Below are 15,953 nucleotides of genomic sequence, written 5' to 3' on the forward strand. Positions count from 1 at the left end.
GGCGTTCCTCTCTGCACTCGAAGTCTACTGTCCGGGATCGATCGCGCATTCAAGGGCGAACCGCGTTGCGCCAGGAGTCTGAGTATGAACTAAGGTACCGACACTGCGCAGGGCCGCCCACGCTGCCGGTTCGATCCTGTGGCGTTTGAGATCGTCGACGACGATCTGAATGTGGCACCGTCGCTCGGGACCGGTTTCGCGCTGCACCGTGTACACCTCGCCGATCCGGACGCGCGTGCGCAGCGCCGGCCCCTCGGACGAGAGCGCGAGCAGCCAGAGCGACGAGAGCAGCCCCTCCCTCTGGGCGGGAAGGAGCAGCGCCGCGGTCGCGTGGGGATCGTCCAGATCGAGTGATCCACGGAGGACGCCTGACTCGATCACCGCGTGATGCAGCCACGTATTTTGCCGCCCCGACGCCAGATATCCGCGCAGTTCCGTTGCCAGAGCGGCAGCGTGCTCGGCGACATCGGGGGAGAGGGGGAGTTCAAGCTCGCCAGACGCCACCCGGTCGAAGATGACCTCTACCTCGTGGTCGACGGTGGCGAGTCTTTCTGAGGCGAGCAGCTCGGGCCCGAATGCGGGAGCGGTCACCGTGCTCTGGATCATGACGCGGTCGAGCGCCTTGCGGCTCAGCGAGCGGTAGGCGTTCATGGAGAGGCTGCCGATGAAGGGTGGAACGATCGCGATGGCCAGCATCACGAGTTCGGCGCCGAATGACGCTGCTCTCGCGTGCTCGCTCGACGCGATTCCGGCGATGAGAATGAGCGTGAGCACTCCCGTGCACACGACGATCTCTCCGATCGGCCGCAGCGAGAGAGCGCCGATGAGCACGCCGCCGATTGCGCACGCCGCCGTGGGGAACGTGCCCGAGTTTGTCTCACCCCACACGCCGGCCACATCGACGATCGCGACGAGCGCCAAGGGAATCGACGCGATCCAGAAGGAACGGGCGGTCAGGTGATAGCCGCGGTGTCGCACATGCCAGACGACAGCGCCGAGGGTTGCGAGGAACAGCACCCACGTGCCGACGTTGACCGGGAGATTCGGGTACGAGCCGAGGTTCGACACGAACCGAATGAGTGAGTAGACGACGATGACAGCGCCCGCGAAGCCGGGCCCGACGCCGAGCCGCGCCGTGCCGAGTGCAGCCTGCGAGGTCGCGCGCAGACCGGCTACCCTGGCACGGTCGGATCCGCTCGGTTCGGGAAGGCTCACTTGGGAACCTCCAAGACCACCGTGGTGCCTGCGCCCGGTGAGGAGAACACGCGCACGGTGCCGCTGATCTCTTCAATTCGGGCAACGACGGACTCGCGGAATCCCATGTGCTGGTCGGGTATCTGAGACGGGTCGAAGCCGACGCCGGCATCCGTCACCACCCCGCGTACGATGACGCCGTCATCGCTGAGCGTCACATGGGCCTCGCTCACGTGCGCATGACGCCTGACGTTCTCGACGCACTCGGTGAGGGCGTGCATGAAGGCGTCAAGTTTTGCGTGCGCGAGACCGAGCTGCCCGGAGCCGTGCCATGTGACGGCGAGCTCTGTGCCGTTGAAACGGTTCTTGACGGCCTCGAGTGTCTCGCCGAGCTGAAGCTCGGCGGTGTTCGTCAGCGTGTACTGTCCGGAAGCCCGCGGTGAAGGGCTCTCTCCTCGGCGAAGCCGGGCGAGGAGTTCCCGGTCGCTTGCAGCCTGAGCGCGGAGTGTGTCGGGATCGACGCCGACTCCGGAGTGCGCGAGGAGCGAGAGCGTTGCGAGCGCCGTGTCGTGCAGCAGACGAGCGTCCCGCAATCGCGCTGCCTCGGTCTCGCTCGCGCGTCGTTCCAGATTGTGCGCGCGACCGATGCTGACGATGCGCCTGATGACACGAGAACGGCTGCTCACGAGCCAGATCCCGAACACGAGACACAGAACCCACAGCACGGTGACCAAGCCGATGAGGCCTCCCACGTTCGCCGCGGGAATGTCGATGGATTCGGCGAGGAGCAGGCACGAGAGTTCTGTGACGATGAACACCGCGCCGATCGCCAGTACGCCGCCTCGGGTCGCGGTGAGTGAAACCGCGAGAGAGCCGATTCCCCAGCCTGCGACGACGCACAGTGCCGCTCCCATCGTGAAGTTGATGCCAGCGGGCGGAACGCCGGCTGTAATCACCACGAGTGTCAGAAGTCCCGCACCGACGACGCACGCCTGCCGGAGCAGTGATCTGCCTCGCCACGCCCAGACGGCGGCAGCGGCGAGAGCGAGGTGTGCGGCGATCGCCGCCGGAAGCCAGCCGAGGGCGATCGCGCCCGGAATGAACATGGCGACGAACGACATCGCTGTGCCAACGATGCTGAACGAGAGCGTTGTCATGGCGACGAGCTGCGCGTGCTGAGCGTCGAAGTACTCGAGAGACTCGCGCTGTTGCCGCCCGGGCGCAGACGAGGCGATCTCACGCCACACCGCCATGCGCCTCACCTCATCAAACCTCGTCGCGAATGCGACCTCAGTCTATTGGGAACCTGGCTAAACGCTGAGAAGACGTGCCAGATGCTGCGCGATGAGGTCGCCCTCGATGAGAAAAGCGTCGTGGCCGAAATCTGACGAGATGACGGCGGGAACGTCGCCGTCGATGTTGCCAGGCACAGCAGCGGCGATCTGTTCTTGGCCGGTGACAGGGAAGAGGCGGTCGCTATCAATGCCGAGCACGAGAGTGGGCATGGTCACGCGAGAGCACGCGGAGGCGATGTCCCCGCGGCCCCTGCCGACGTCGTGGGAGTTCATCGCCTCGACGAGTACGGTGTAGCTGTTCGCATCGAAGCGGCGCGTGAACTTATTGCCGTGAAAATCGATGTACGACTCGACGGCGAAGCGACCGCCGTGGCCGAGGGGGCTGATGTCGGACTGCCATGTGCGGGCGAAGCGCGAATTGAGCTCGTGGGGGCTGCGATAGTTGATCATCGCGAGCCGGCGCGCGAGCGCGAGGCCGCGGTACGGACCGTTTCCGTCGGATGCGTCGTAGTAATAGCCGCCGTTGAAGTGCGGATCGGTGCGCACGGCTTCGATCTGCACAGTGTTCTGCGCGATCTGGTCTGCCGTGGACTCGGGAGGCGCGGCGAGCACGGCCAGGCGCCGCACACGTTCCGGGAATGTCGTGCCCCATTCCAGAGCGTGCATGCCGCCCATCGAGCCGCCGATCACGGCCTCCCACGCGTCGATGCCCAGAACGTCGGCAAGCCGCGCCTGCGCGTTCACCTGATCGCGGATCGTCGTGTAGGGAAAGCGGGAGCCCCATTCCGTGCCGTCGGGTGCGAAGCTTGCGGGGCCGGTCGTCCCCTGGCATCCGCCGAGCATGTTCGGCGCCACGACGAAGTAGCGGTCCGTGTCGATGACTTTGCCCGGACCGACGATGTCTTCCCACCAGCCGGCCGTCGGATGGCCGGCACCCGCGGGACCGCGTACGTGCGAATCGCCCGTGAGAGCGTGCAGCACGAGAACGGCGTTGTCGCGGTCGGCGTTGAGTGTTCCCCATGTCTCGTACGCGATCCGCACGAAGGGAAGCGCACCTCCGGCCCCGAACGAAAACTCGCCGAGCGCAGCGAAGAGCCGGGCGCCCGCCGGGTCTCCGTCTCGCCACGCCCCCGTTGCAGGAGGACGGCCGATGACCGTGCGGCTGTCGGCTTCGGTGATGAAGCTCCACGGCACAGTGTCGTCGAGGCGCTGCGAATGCATGATCTCATTCTGTCTGCCCCGACGGAGTGCGCGGGCATTGTTACAGGCAGGGCTCAGCGAGACAGCACAGTGAAGGCGGCGCGGATGCTGACAGCATCCGCGCCGCCTTCGACACCGCTCGAGGCGCTATGACGCGTGCGCGACCTCGCGTGCCGCGGCGAATGCCTGCTCGAGATCGGACTTGAGGTCGTCGAGGTTCTCGAGCCCGACGGACAGGCGCACGAGCCCGGGGGTGACGCCCGCTGTGAGCTGCTGCTCGGGAGAGAGCTGCGAGTGCGTGGTCGAGGCCGGGTGGATGACGAGCGAACGCACGTCGCCGATGTTCGCGAGGTGAGAGAACAGCTGCAGGCTGTTGACAAAAGCGCGTCCAGCGTCGACCCCGCCCTTCAGCTCGAACGACAGCACGGCACCGACGCCCTTCGGGGCGTAGCGATTCGCCTTCTCGTACCACGGACTCGAGGGCAGCCCCGAGTAGTTGACGCTCGCGATGTCCGGGTGCTCTTCGAGCCACTCGGCGATCTCCTGTGCGTTCTGGACATGCCGTTCGATGCGCAGAGACAGCGTCTCGATGCCCTGGATGAGCTGCCAAGCGCTCGCCGGAGCGATGGCGGAGCCGAGGTCGCGCAGCAGTTGCACGCGCGCCTTGATGATGTAGGCGATCGAGTCGCCGAGCACTGTCGTGTAGCTTGCGCCGTGGTAGGAGGGGTCGGGCTCGGTGAGGCCGGGGAACTTGTCGACGTGCTTCGACCACTCGAATGTGCCGCCGTCGACGATCACGCCGCCGATGACGGTGCCGTGGCCGCCGAGGAACTTCGTCGCGGAGTGCGTGACGATGTCTGCGCCGTGCTCGAGCGGACGAATGAGGTACGGGGTCGCGATCGTGTTGTCGACGATGAGGGGAACGTCGTTGGAGTGGGCGACGTCGGCGACTCCAGCGATGTCGAGAACGTTGATGCGCGGGTTTCCGATCGTCTCGGCGAAGAATGCCTTGGTGTTCGTGCGAACGGCGCGGCGCCACTCGTCGAGGTCATCCTGGTCTTCGACGAACGTGACCTCGATGCCCAGCTTCGCGAGCGTGTACTTGAACAGGTTGTACGTGCCGCCGTAGATCGACGATGACGAGACGACGTGGTCGCCCGCCTGCGCGATGTTCAGAATCGAGAACGTGGACGCGGCCTGGCCCGACGCGAGCAGCAGTGCTCCCGTACCGCCCTCGAGCGCGGCGACCCGCTGCTCGACGACATCCTGAGTCGGGTTCTGGATGCGCGTGTAGATGTTGCCGAACTCGGCGAGAGCGAAGAGGTTCTTCGCGTGCTCTGTGTTGTCGAAGACGTAGCTCGTCGTCTGGTAGATCGGCGTGGCGCGCGACTTCGTGACGGGGTCGGGGGCTGCGCCAGCGTGGATCTGCAGGGTTTCGAACTTCCAGTTCGAGTGTGCGTCAGTCATGATGTTCCTCTGTCGTGGGGTGGGTGCGGTGACCAGTGGCTTGTGCCACCGAGAGTACGCACTTGAACGGTGCACGCCAAGGGTCCGCGAAACATGACGTCATGTTGAGCGGTAGCGTGCCCGTAAGATCGGCAGATGGATGCTGTGACGCACACACGCCAGCAGTGGACGGAAATGCCGGAGACACTGACCTCGCGCATTTCCGCTGTGATCGGCGAGGTGGTGTCTGCGGAGAGCCAGCCGAGCGGGTTTTCAACGGGGGTTGCCGCACGGGTGACGACGGCGACAGGAGCGCGCGCGTTTGTGAAGGCGGCCGATCGCGGGCGCAACGAGCAGACGGTTGAGCTCCACAGGCGCGAGGCGCGCATTCTCGGCGATGTGCCGCTCGGCCCCTCGGCACCTCGACTCATCGGCACAGCAGAAGACCACGACTGGTTTGTCCTGATCGTCGACGACATCGCCGGCAGGCATCCTGACGAGCGCGCGGGCGACACCGAACGCGTTCTCGACGCGCTCGCCTCGCTGCCGCGCGTCACCACGATGCACGGGTTGCCGCGCGTCGCCGAGACCGAACAAGACGCGATGGCGGCGTGGAAAGAGCTAGAGGATGCCGCTGGTGGCGACGTGCCCGAGTGGGCGCGCCGCCACCACGCACTGCTCGCCGACCTTGCGTCGCGCGCCGTCGACGCGCTGCGTGGCGATTGGCTGCTGCATTTCGATACCCGCGCGGACAATCTGCTGGTCGAGGCTGATGGAACGGTGCGCATCGTCGATTGGCCGTGGGCTGCGCTCGGCTGCCGCTGGTTCGATGCGCTCTGCTATCTCATCGATGTTCGCATGCGGGCGGAGCCATGCGACACGAACCTGCTCGTTGAGCAGCATCCGATCTTCGCGGACGCTGCCAGCGGCGACGTCACCGCCGTGCTCGCGGGCCTGGCCGGGCACTTCCTCGACAAAGCGCGCCGCCCCGCACCCGCGTTCATGCCGGCACTCCGCGCGTTTCAGCGGGCTGAAGGCGAGGCCGCGCTCGACTGGGTGCGCGAACGAGTGGAGTGACCGCTCGTGAGCAAATAGTCTTGAGTGCATGACCTTTCGCCGTGCCGTCGTCACTGGAGCAAGTTCGGGAATCGGCTGGGCGACGGTCGCCCGGCTGGTCGACAGTGGATGGAAGGTGATCGGCGTCGCTCGCCGCGCCGATCGTCTTGAGCAGCTTCACCGCGAGACGGGCGCAGACGTGCGCACGTGCGACGTAACGAACCAGGCGGATGTCGACGCGCTCGCAGCATATGTCGCAGAGTCCGGAGGCGCGGATGCTGTCGTGAGCAACGCCGGCGGCGCGCTCGGCCTTGCGACGGTCGAAGAATCGTCCATCGACGACTGGTCGCGCATGTACGACGTCAACGTGCTGGGCACGAAGCGCATCGTCTCGGCGCTGCTGCCCGTGCTGCGCGCCTCGGTCGAGCCGGGCCGTGCGGCATCGATTCTCGGCGTCACGTCCATCGCCGGCCAGGTCGCCTACGAGAAGGGCGGCGGGTACAACGCCGCCAAGTTCGCTCAGCGTGCGCTGCTGCAGGCGCTGCGGCTCGAGCTCGCCGGCGAGCCGATCCGCGTCATCGACGTCGCCCCAGGACTCGTGCACACCGAGGAATTCTCGCTCGTGCGGCTCGGTGGAGACCAGAGTGCGGCGGATGCCGTCTACGCCGACGTGCCCCACCCGCTCACGGCCGACGACATCGCGGAGACGATCGTGCACGCCCTTGAGCTGCCCCCGCACGTCAATCTGGACCAGATCACGGTGAAGCCTGTGGCCCAGGCCGCACCGCACAAACTTGTCAAGGGAGAGCTGAAGGTGAACGCATGAGCGACGAACGCGAAGTTCTGAGCTGGGACGATTTCGGGGTCGCGTCGCGGGAGCTGGCGCAGCAGGTACTTGAGGGCGGGTACCGACCGGATATCGTTGTCGCCGTCGCTCGCGGTGGTCTGCTGCTTGCCGGGTCCATCGCCTATGCGCTGGGAACCAAGAGCTGCGGAAGCATCAACGTCGAGTTCTACACCGACATCCACGAGACGCTTCCCGAGCCGGTCGTGCTTCCGCCCGCGCTCGACGCGCCGAGTCTCAACGGCAAACGCGTACTGCTCGTCGACGACGTCTCTGACTCAGGAAAGACGCTCGCGCTCGTCGTCGAGCTACTGGGGCGGCACGGCGCCGAGGTGCGTTCTGTCACGCTCTACTCGAAACCGCGCACCGTGCTCGAGCCTGACTTCGTGTGGCGCAACACCGACAAATGGATCACGTTCCCATGGTCGGCTCTGCCGCCCGTCACCGTCGAAACAGTCGCGACGGGGGAGACCGCGTGAGCATCTATCTGAGTGGCGGAGGCGATGTTCCGCTCGCCGATTTCATTGCGGATGCTGCGAGAAGCAGCGAGCGTCGGGGCGCCGACGTGCCCCGCATCGCCGTGATCTACACGGGAAGGGCTACGCGCCAGACGACGCCGGACGACGTCGCGCAGGCCCTTGCGCGTGAGGGCTCCTGCGAACCGGTGATCCGCGAGTATGGTGCGACCGATGAGGCGGCGCTCACGGACCTCGTCGACATCGACGCGCTCTATGTCTCGGGCGGCGACGCGCGTGAGTATCTGCGCGCCCTGCAGCCCATCGTCGGTGAGATTCGTCGCCGCGTCGCCGAGGGCACCCCGTACTTCGGCACGTCGGCGGGCGCTCTCATCGCCGCGGACAAGGCGCTCGTCGCGGGGCACAGCATCGGAGGCATCGCTGTCGCGCCCGACACTATCGGCGCCGGGGCGAGCGAACTCGAGATCGCCGAGGGAATCGGTCTCGTCGACATCACCATCGACGTTCACGCTGCTCAGTGGGGAACCATCTCGCGCCTGATCGCGGCGACCGAGGCCGGTCTCGTCGACGGCGGCGTCGCGATCGATGAGGGCACGGCGCTGGTCGTCACCGACGGAGGCCTTGAGGTGCACGGCGCAGGCTCGATGTGGCAGGTGATGCCGGGCGAGCACGGGGTGACCGTGGCGACGGCGGCGGCCTCGTGACGCCGAAGAGCCTGCAGGAGCTGGCAGCATCCGGATCTCTCGACCCGGGCTGGGCCGACGCACTCGCCCCCGTGGCTCCGACGATTGCTCAGATGGGCGATTTTCTGCGCGGTGAGACCGCGGCCGGGCGAGGATACCTTCCGCGAGGGCACCAGGTGCTGCGCGCCTTTGAGCAGCCCCTTTCTGACGTGCGCGTTCTTATTGTCGGGCAGGACCCGTACCCGACGCAGGGGCATCCGATCGGGCTGTCGTTCGCCGTCGATCCGCACGTGAGACCGCTGCCCCGCAGCCTGCAGAACATCTACCGCGAACTCAACGATGACCTCGGTATTCCGCCGGCCTCGACGGGGGACCTGACGGCGTGGTCCCGCAGCGGCGTGATGCTGCTCAATCGTGTGCTCACTGTCGCTCCGGGCAGCCCCGCATCCCATCGCGGCAAGGGCTGGGAGTCGGTCACCGAGCACGCGATCCGGGTGCTCGTCGAACGCGATGCTCCGCTGGTCGCGCTGCTCTGGGGCCGCGATGCGCAGAGTCTTCGCCCCATGCTCGGCACGACGCCCGTCGTCGCGAGTGCGCACCCGAGCCCGCTCTCGGCCTCGCGGGGGTTCTTCGGGTCGAAGCCGTTTTCACGCGTCAACGAGCTGCTCGAGCAGCAGGGCGCTCCGCCCGTCGACTGGCGCGTCGAGAGGACACATGGGTGAAACACGACGGGCATAGCCTGACCTCGTGACGGCAGAACCCGCGACTTCCACAACGACCGAGCCTCGGACGATCAGGCGAGCGATGACCGGTGACGCCGCGGGCATCTCCGAGATCTACGCGCACTATGTGGCGGAGTCTTTCGCGACGTTCGACGAGCTCCCGCCCACCGTCGGCGCCTGGGCTGAGCGGCTCAGCGCGCTCGACGCATCGGGGCATCCTGTGCTCGTCGCTGCCGCAGCATCCGGTGATGTAATCGGTTACGCGTACGTCGCGCCGTGGAAGCCGAAGCACGCCTATCGAGCGACGGTGGAGAACTCGATCTACCTCGCGCCGTCGGCCGCGGGCACCGGACTCGGTCGTCGGCTTCTCGCAGGGCTCATCGATGCGTGCCGCGATGCGGGTCACACAGAGATCATCGCGGTGATCAGCGACAGGGGAAGCGACGCATCATTGGCGCTGCACGAACACGCGGGCTTTCGTCGTGTTGGCCGGCTTGAGAACGTCGGCTGCAAGTTCGGCACGTGGCTCGGCGTCCATCTGCTGCAGTACTCCGTCATGTGATGTGCGAGCGATGTGGGTAGCCTCAAGGCATGGCGGAACTGCACGACCTCAGCGCCCTCGACCTGTGGCGGGCGTTGCAGAAGGGTGAGACCAGCCCGACCGATGTGACAGAACACGTGATCGAGCGCGCCGAGCGTCACAATGCGCAGCTTGGTGCCTTTGTGACAGTGACACCGGATGCTGCGCGGCAGCGCGCCGCCAGGGTGCAGTCGAGTGTTCCACACACATCCCGCCTCTGGGGGCTCCCACTCGCAGACAAAGACCTCGTCAACAGAGCGGGTGTGCCGACCGGCTTCGGATCGCGCCTGTTCCAGGGAGTTGAACCCGCGGCATCCGATGAACTCGTCGAGGTTCTCGACGCGGCTGGCGCCGTGAGTATCGGCAAGACAGCCACGCCCGAGTTCGGTCTTGCCGGGTACACGGAGCCGCTGGCAACCGGCCCCGTGCGCAATCCATGGGATCTGACGCGCGGGGTAGGAGGGTCGAGCGGAGGCGCGGCCGCGGCTGTAGCGGCGCGCATTCTGCCGTTCGCGCCGGGCAGCGACGGCGGCGGATCCATTCGCATTCCTGCAGCGGCGTGCGGCCTCGTCGGCATCAAGCCGTCGCGTGGCCTCGTTCCGTCGGCGAGCGGCATCACCTCGCTCGGCGGACTGTCTGTCGGGGGTGCTCTCGCCCGAACGGTGACCGACGCGGCACTGCTTCTCGACGGCATGATCGGGCGCGTGAACGGTCGCATCGAACATCACTACACGCTCAGAGCTCCTGACGACAACGACGGTGATCTACTCGGGGCAGCAGTGCGCGGGGAAGGCCGCTACCAGCTCGGGGTCATGACCAACACGCCGTTCGACGGCGAACTCGACATCGTCGTGGATGCTGCTGCGGCGGCGGCCGTCGACGAGGCGACGACCCGTTTCGCTGACATGGGGCACGGCATCGAGGAGTTCGAGCTTGATCACGACAGCCGCTATGCACAGAGATTTCTCGCTCTGTGGCACGCGTCGGCGGCGTCGCTGCCCATCGAGGGATCACGGCTTGAACAGCTTGAGCCGCTCACCCGCCACCTTGTCGAGCGCGGACGTTTGATGAGCGCGCGCGATCTGACCGCGGTGCTCGGCGCGCTGAGCGAATTCGAGCGAAGCGTCATCGCTCAGTTCTCGCGCTTTGACGCTGTGCTGACGCCGACGCTCGCTCTCACGCCGCGGCCGTTGGGCTGGTTCGACGCCGAGGATCCCGAGCGAAACTTTCGTCAGCAGTGCGAGTACGAGCCGTACACCTCATTCGTCAATGTCGCGGGTCTGCCGGCGATCACGCTTCCCCTCGTGCAGACCGAGACGGGGCTGCCCATGGGAGTGCAGCTGATCGGGCGGCCGGGTGGTGAAGCAACCCTCTTCGCGCTCGGAACGCAGCTCGAGCGCCGCGTGCGGTGGCAGGATCGTCGACCTGGCGATTTCTCTCGCTAGAACCCCGTGTGCCCGGCCCCACGGAGGTTCGCGACGCGCGGCGGGAGCAGCCCGTGCCCGCGTCTCACGTCTGGGCTTGTCGAGCACGTTGTGGCCCGCGACGCCGTCAATCGTTCTCGTGCATATCGAGTGCGGGAACAGCGTCAAGCAGACGCGTTGTGTACGGATGCTGGGGGCGCGCAAGCACCTCGGCGGTATCGCCCTTCTCGACAATCCGGCCGTCGGTCATGACGGCCACATTCTCACACAGGTCGCGGACGATCCCGATATCGTGAGAAACGAGCACGAGTGTGAGCCCCAGTTGCGCCTTGAGATCGGCGAGCAGTTCGAGAATCTGCGCGCGCACGGTCACGTCGAGTGCGCTGACCGGCTCATCGCCCACGAGCATGCACGGTTCATGCACGATGGCGCGTGCCAGGGCGATGCGCTGGCGCTGGCCGCCCGAGAACTCATGCGGGTAGCGGTCGGCCATCTCGCCATCGAGTCCGACCTGCCCGAGCACCTCAAGCACTCGCGCCCGGTGGTCGCCTGCAATCCGCAGTCCTGACAGGGGTTCAGAGACGATCCGACCGACGGTCATGCGCGGATCGAGCGACGCATAAGGGTCTTGAAACACGATTCCCGTTTCACGGCGAAACCACCCGGCCCGGCGCCCGCGGGCGACAGGCCGCTCGCGAAACTCGACGTGGCCGCTCGTCGGCGTGTCGAGGGCGAGCATGAGCCGCACGAGCGTCGACTTTCCGGAGCCCGATTCTCCGATGATTCCGAGAGACGCGCCTTCGGGAATCTCAAGGTCCGTGCTCCGCAGAGCATGTGTGACGGAACGCGGCGCAAAGAGCGTGTCGCGCCGGTTCACGTAGTCGCGGGTCAGTCCGCACAGCCGCATGAGGGGGGTCGTCACGTCGCCTCCGGTCTCGTCCAGCTCGTCGCGCGCGCAGCATCCACGATTCTCCTGGTCACCGCAGACGTCGGATGTGCGAGCAGATCATGTACGGAGCCCGATTCGGCGAGACGTCCGTGGTCGAGAACGATCGCCGTTTCGACGATGGATTTCAGAACGGCGAGGTCGTGCGTGATGAACACGAGCGAAGTGCCGAGCTGCGTGACGACGCGTTCGAAGAGCTCGAGGATCTCCGCTTGAATCGTGACGTCGAGCGCCGTCGTCGGTTCGTCGGCGATGAGCACCTGCGGGCGCGCGGCCAGAGCCATGGCGATTCCCACTCGCTGACGCTGCCCGCCCGAAAGCTGGTGCGGGTACCGCGAGAGCATCGCCTCGGGGTCGTTGAGCGCGACGAGCTTCGCGAGCTCGAGGGCGCGGGCGCGGCATTCGGCCCGGCCCAGTCGTTCGTGAATGCGCACGGGCTCCATGATCTGCCTGCCGATCGTGCGGATCGGGTTGAGGGCAGTGCGCGGCTCCTGAAAGACCATGGCAATGCGCGACCCGCGCACCCGGGCGAGTTCGCGGTCGGGGCGGCCGAGCAGCTCACGACCGTCGAGGCGGATGCTGCCCGTCGCCGTTGCGCCGTCGGGAAGCAGCCCGAGCACGGCCAGAGCCGTCATCGACTTTCCGGAGCCGGACTCGCCGATGATGCCGATGCGCCCTCCGTCATCGACGGCGAATGAGACGGAATCGACGACCGTGCGTCCTGCGACGGTGATGGTCAGGTCGGTCACGCTGAGGCTCATGCCGTGATCACCTCCGGTCGGCCGAGACGCGGGTCCGTCGCGTCACGCAGGCCGTCGCCGAGCAGGTTGAACCCGAGAACCGTGATTGTGATGGCGAGTCCGGGCCAGACCACCGAGAGGGGGTGGATGCTGATGTACGCCTGCAGCTCGGCAAGCACGCGCCCCCATGACGGCGTCGAGACGGGCGCGCCGTAGCCGAGATACGACAGTCCCGTCTCGGCAAGTACCGCGACAGCCATGCACCACGAGAGCTGAACGATGAAGACGGGGGCAACGTTGGGAAGGATGTGCCGCGTGAGATTTCGCACGGGACCGAGTCCTGCAGCGACTCCGGCGGTCACGAACTCGGAGTGAGACACGCGGCGGATCTCCGGACGCGTGACGCGGCCGATGTTGACACCGAAGCTGATGCCGACGGCGAGGATCACGACCATGAGGGATCCACCGAACGCTGAGGCGAGCATCATGGCGATGAGGAGCGTGGGGAAGGCGATGAGAATGTCGATGAGCACGGCGATGACCTCGCGGAACCAGCGAGAGGTGAGCGCGCCGAGTACGGCGAAGACGACGCCGACGATCGCGCCGACGAGAGCGGAGCCGATCGCCACCTGCAGGGTCACGCGCGATCCAGCGAGGAGCACGCTGAAGATGTCGCGCCCGATGTTGTCAGTGCCGAGCAGATGATCGGGGGAAGGGGGCTGCCATTTGTCGAGCACGTCCGTGTGCACCGGGTCGTGGGGAGTCCAGACCAGGGATACCAGGGCGCACAGCACGAGCACGGTTGTCGATGCGATGCCGAACAGGCCCGCCGGGCTGCGCAGGAGCGAGCGCGCCCATCCGGGGCGTCTTGTCACGGGAGCAGGAGCGGTCATGCTGAGACCTCCCGCTGCCGAGGATCGATGGCTCGTGCGACGATGTCCACGACTGTGCCGATGATGAGGACGAGTCCTGTCAGCACGAGAACGTCTCCCTGCACCTTCTCAAGGTCGCGGTTGCCGACGTCCGTGACGAGCATGCGACCGATCCCGGGAAGGTTGAAGAGCTGTTCGATGATCACGGCGCCCACGAGCAGCCCGGCGATCTGAAGGGCGAGCACAGAGACGACGGTCAGGGCGACGTTCGGCATACCGTGCGTAACGAGGGCGCGCGTGCGGGTCAGACCTTTCGCCGCCGCCGTGCGCACGTAGTCCTGGCCGAGTGCTTCGAGGGCTGCCGAGCGAATGAAGCGCAAGAGGACGGCGCCCTCGACGACGCCGATCGTGAGTGCGGGAAGCACGAGCGAGTAGAGTGCCCTGCCCGGCGCCTCCCAGCCATCGCGTGGAAACCCCTGCGGAGGGAACCAGCCGAGCCCCACCGCGAAGACGACGACGAGCAGCATGCCCGCCCAGACGACGGGAACGGCAGCGATCGCCTGCGATGCCATGCTCATCGCGGACCCCGTGATGCTGCGATGCTTGAGCGCCGAGAGGATCCCGAGCGGGATCGCGATCACGAGGGCAGTCGCGAGAGACAGCACGGCCAGCGGAATCGTCACTTGCGACTTCTCGACGAGCTCGGAGGTCACCGATGCGCCGGTCAGCATCGAGCGTCCGAGGTCTCCCGAGAGGATGCCGCCGAGCCAGTCCCCGTACTGCGCGAGCAGCGGCTGGTTCAGTCCGAGCGATTCGCGGATCGCTTGCACCTGCTCCGGAGTGCCGTCGGTTCCGGCGATGACTTGTGCGACGTCCCCGGGCAGAACCCGGAGCGTCACGAAGATGAGCGCGCTCGCGACCAGCAGCCCGACGAGGAGCAGGGCGAGGCGGGTGAGGGCGAATCGAATCACGCGGTCACAGCGAGAGAGCTCAGATCGAGGCGTGCGTTGGGGGAATCGGTGGGGAAGCCCGTGATGCCCTCGGCGATGGCCGTGAGCGTGAGCGCGTTGTAGAGCCAGTCGGCGGCATGGTCTTCGGCCACGATCTTGGCGGCGTCTGCCAGCTTCTGCTCCGCTGTCTCCGGATCCGTCGCACGAACCGACTCGGCGTAAAGCTTCTGCACGTCGGCGTTGTCGTAGCCGAAGTAGTAGTCAGGATTTGCCCAGTTGCCGAAATCGCGCGGCTCAAGGTGATCGACGAAGCTGAGATCGTAATCGTGATTGGTGTACACGTCATTGAGCCAGGTCGAGAACTCGACCGAGTTGACGGTGAGCTCGACGCCGATCTCTTTGTACGCGGACACGAGCAGGTTGGCGACGGTAGTGCCGTAGATGTTCGGAACGGTGAGTTCGAGCGAGAGACCCTCGACCCCGGCCTCCGCCAGGAGGCTCTTCGCCTCTTCTGGGTCGTAGGGCCGCAGAGAGGTGAGATCCTCATAACCGGGATCGAGCGGCGGAATCGGGCCGCCCATCTCGACGCCCGCGCCGCCGATCGCGTCAATGACCGCGGCGTGGTCGACGGCGAGCTGGAGGGCCTTGCGCACGCGAACGTCGTCGAGCGGCTTCCGCTCGTTGTTGAACGCCAGCGTGTACTTGTCCGTCGTCTTGCCCTCGTGCAGCGTGAATTCGGTGCCTTCGAACTGCCCCCGCAGGTTCGGGTCGACAGCAGTGAGAACGTCGAGGTCTCCCGCCAGGGCCGCGTTTACGCCAGCCGTTGTGTCGCCGATGTAGACGAAGACGACTTCAGCGACTTTCGCAGCATCCCCCCAGTAGTCGTCGTTGCGCGCGAGCGTGATGGAGTCTCCTTGCTTCCACTCCTCGAGCGTGAACGGACCCGTGCCGTTCGCCGTCGTCGATATGTCGTTGTCGGCATCCTGATCGAGAACGAGACCCGCGCGTCCGCTGAGGTTCCACAGCAGGTTAGAGTCGGGTTCGGAGAGCGTGAGCGTGACGGTGTCGTCATCGGTCGCCGCAATCTCCGTCACTGATTCGAGCAGTTCATGGTCTCGGAGCTCTGGGTCGTCTTTCACCTGCGTGAGGGACCACACGACATCGTCGACAGTCAGCTCATCGCCGTTATGGAACGTGATGCCGTCGTTGATGTCGAACGTGTAGGTGAGCCCGTCATCGCTGACCTCGTGTGACGCTGCGATGGTGTCGACGATCGCGCCCGTGGGGGTGCGCGAGACAAGTCCCTCGTAGACGTTGTCGATGAGCACCTGATCGAGTGCCGCCCCGGACGTGCGTCGGATGTCAAGGTCGGTGGGCTCGAGAACGAGTCCGACATTGACAGACGCCTCGGAGTCGGGACCACTGGCCTCGTCGCCCTGGCTGCCGCATCCGCTCAGCGCAAGCGCTGAGATGGCGGCGATACCGATGGCGACGTAGGGGGTTCTCATGCGGAGCAGGTCCTTTC

16 protein-coding genes are annotated in these 15,953 nt (G+C 66.3%); 7 read left to right on the forward strand and 9 right to left on the reverse strand.

The annotated features are described in order from the left end of the window. Positions 1-24: 24 nt before the first annotated feature. The 4 genes from ATJ78_RS09020 to ATJ78_RS09035 all read right to left on the reverse strand — a co-directional run bounded on the left by ATJ78_RS09020 (position 25) and on the right by ATJ78_RS09035 (position 5,156). Positions 25-1,215, reverse strand: coding sequence for a hypothetical protein (locus ATJ78_RS09020; protein WP_098407294.1), 1,191 nt, complete (start codon positions 1,213-1,215; stop codon positions 25-27). Continuing rightward, entirely contained in the window at positions 1,212-2,447 is a 1,236-nt protein-coding gene (locus tag ATJ78_RS09025) for a sensor histidine kinase (RefSeq protein ID WP_098407295.1), read from the reverse strand. Before ATJ78_RS09025 ends, ATJ78_RS09020 begins: the two co-directional genes overlap by 4 nt. Positions 2,448-2,504: 57 nt before the next feature. Then, on the reverse strand, positions 2,505-3,710 hold the full coding sequence (gene metX / locus ATJ78_RS09030) for a homoserine O-acetyltransferase MetX (RefSeq protein ID WP_098407296.1): 1,206 nt from the start codon (positions 3,708-3,710) through the stop codon (positions 2,505-2,507). Between the two features lie 126 nt (positions 3,711-3,836). Beyond that, positions 3,837-5,156 carry a bifunctional o-acetylhomoserine/o-acetylserine sulfhydrylase gene (locus tag ATJ78_RS09035; protein ID WP_098407297.1) on the reverse strand — a complete coding sequence of 440 codons (1,320 nt, stop codon included), beginning with the start codon at positions 5,154-5,156 and terminating at the stop codon, positions 3,837-3,839. A 135-nt stretch (positions 5,157-5,291) separates the two neighbouring features. On the opposite strand from ATJ78_RS09035, the gene ATJ78_RS09040 reads away from it, so the two are divergent. The 7 genes from ATJ78_RS09040 to ATJ78_RS09070 are packed head-to-tail and all read left to right on the forward strand — an operon-like array spanning position 5,292 to position 10,941. Then, a complete protein-coding gene (locus ATJ78_RS09040; protein WP_098407298.1) occupies positions 5,292-6,212 on the forward strand; it encodes an aminoglycoside phosphotransferase family protein in 921 nt (306 codons plus the stop codon). Positions 6,213-6,240: 28 nt separating this feature from the next. After that, positions 6,241-7,017 carry an SDR family oxidoreductase gene (locus ATJ78_RS09045; RefSeq protein ID WP_098407299.1) on the forward strand — a complete coding sequence of 259 codons (777 nt, stop codon included), beginning with the start codon at positions 6,241-6,243 and terminating at the stop codon, positions 7,015-7,017. After that, complete coding sequence (locus tag ATJ78_RS09050) at positions 7,014-7,514, forward strand: phosphoribosyltransferase (RefSeq protein WP_098407300.1); 501 nt, start codon at positions 7,014-7,016, stop codon at positions 7,512-7,514. Before ATJ78_RS09045 ends, ATJ78_RS09050 begins: the two co-directional genes overlap by 4 nt. Then, positions 7,511-8,215 carry a Type 1 glutamine amidotransferase-like domain-containing protein gene (locus ATJ78_RS09055; RefSeq protein WP_169923431.1) on the forward strand — a complete coding sequence of 235 codons (705 nt, stop codon included), beginning with the start codon at positions 7,511-7,513 and terminating at the stop codon, positions 8,213-8,215. The genes ATJ78_RS09050 and ATJ78_RS09055 overlap by 4 nt, the downstream gene beginning before the upstream one ends. Next, positions 8,212-8,916 (forward strand): uracil-DNA glycosylase, encoded by a 705-nt coding sequence (locus tag ATJ78_RS09060; RefSeq protein WP_098409295.1) that lies wholly within the window; start codon positions 8,212-8,214, stop codon positions 8,914-8,916. The genes ATJ78_RS09055 and ATJ78_RS09060 overlap by 4 nt, the downstream gene beginning before the upstream one ends. Before the next feature lie 25 nt (positions 8,917-8,941). Beyond that, complete coding sequence (locus ATJ78_RS09065; RefSeq protein WP_245836259.1) at positions 8,942-9,478, forward strand: GNAT family N-acetyltransferase; 537 nt, start codon at positions 8,942-8,944, stop codon at positions 9,476-9,478. A gap of 29 nt (positions 9,479-9,507) precedes the next feature. Next, the gene (locus ATJ78_RS09070; RefSeq protein WP_098407303.1) at positions 9,508-10,941 is read left to right on the forward strand and encodes an amidase; all 1,434 of its coding nucleotides are present in this window, start codon (positions 9,508-9,510) and stop codon (positions 10,939-10,941) included. Between the two features lie 106 nt (positions 10,942-11,047). Here the strand turns inward: ATJ78_RS09070 and ATJ78_RS09075 are convergent, their stop codons facing one another. The 5 genes from ATJ78_RS09075 to ATJ78_RS09095 are packed head-to-tail and all read right to left on the reverse strand — an operon-like array spanning position 11,048 to position 15,936. Then, positions 11,048-11,827 carry an ABC transporter ATP-binding protein gene (locus ATJ78_RS09075; RefSeq protein ID WP_098409296.1) on the reverse strand — a complete coding sequence of 260 codons (780 nt, stop codon included), beginning with the start codon at positions 11,825-11,827 and terminating at the stop codon, positions 11,048-11,050. Between the two features lie 11 nt (positions 11,828-11,838). Then, positions 11,839-12,627 (reverse strand): ATP-binding cassette domain-containing protein, encoded by a 789-nt coding sequence (locus tag ATJ78_RS09080; protein WP_098407304.1) that lies wholly within the window; start codon positions 12,625-12,627, stop codon positions 11,839-11,841. After that, positions 12,624-13,499, reverse strand: a complete 876-nt coding sequence (locus ATJ78_RS09085) for an ABC transporter permease (protein WP_098407305.1) — start codon at positions 13,497-13,499, stop codon at positions 12,624-12,626. Before ATJ78_RS09085 ends, ATJ78_RS09080 begins: the two co-directional genes overlap by 4 nt. Next, the gene (locus tag ATJ78_RS09090) at positions 13,496-14,449 is read right to left on the reverse strand and encodes an ABC transporter permease (protein WP_098407306.1); all 954 of its coding nucleotides are present in this window, start codon (positions 14,447-14,449) and stop codon (positions 13,496-13,498) included. The genes ATJ78_RS09085 and ATJ78_RS09090 overlap by 4 nt, the downstream gene beginning before the upstream one ends. Then, entirely contained in the window at positions 14,446-15,936 is a 1,491-nt protein-coding gene (locus tag ATJ78_RS09095; RefSeq protein ID WP_098407307.1) for an ABC transporter substrate-binding protein, read from the reverse strand. Before ATJ78_RS09095 ends, ATJ78_RS09090 begins: the two co-directional genes overlap by 4 nt. Positions 15,937-15,953: the final 17 nt, after the last annotated feature.

The sequence above is a fragment of the Paramicrobacterium agarici genome (genome assembly GCF_002563955.1).
GTDB lineage: Bacteria > Actinomycetota > Actinomycetes > Actinomycetales > Microbacteriaceae > Paramicrobacterium > Paramicrobacterium agarici.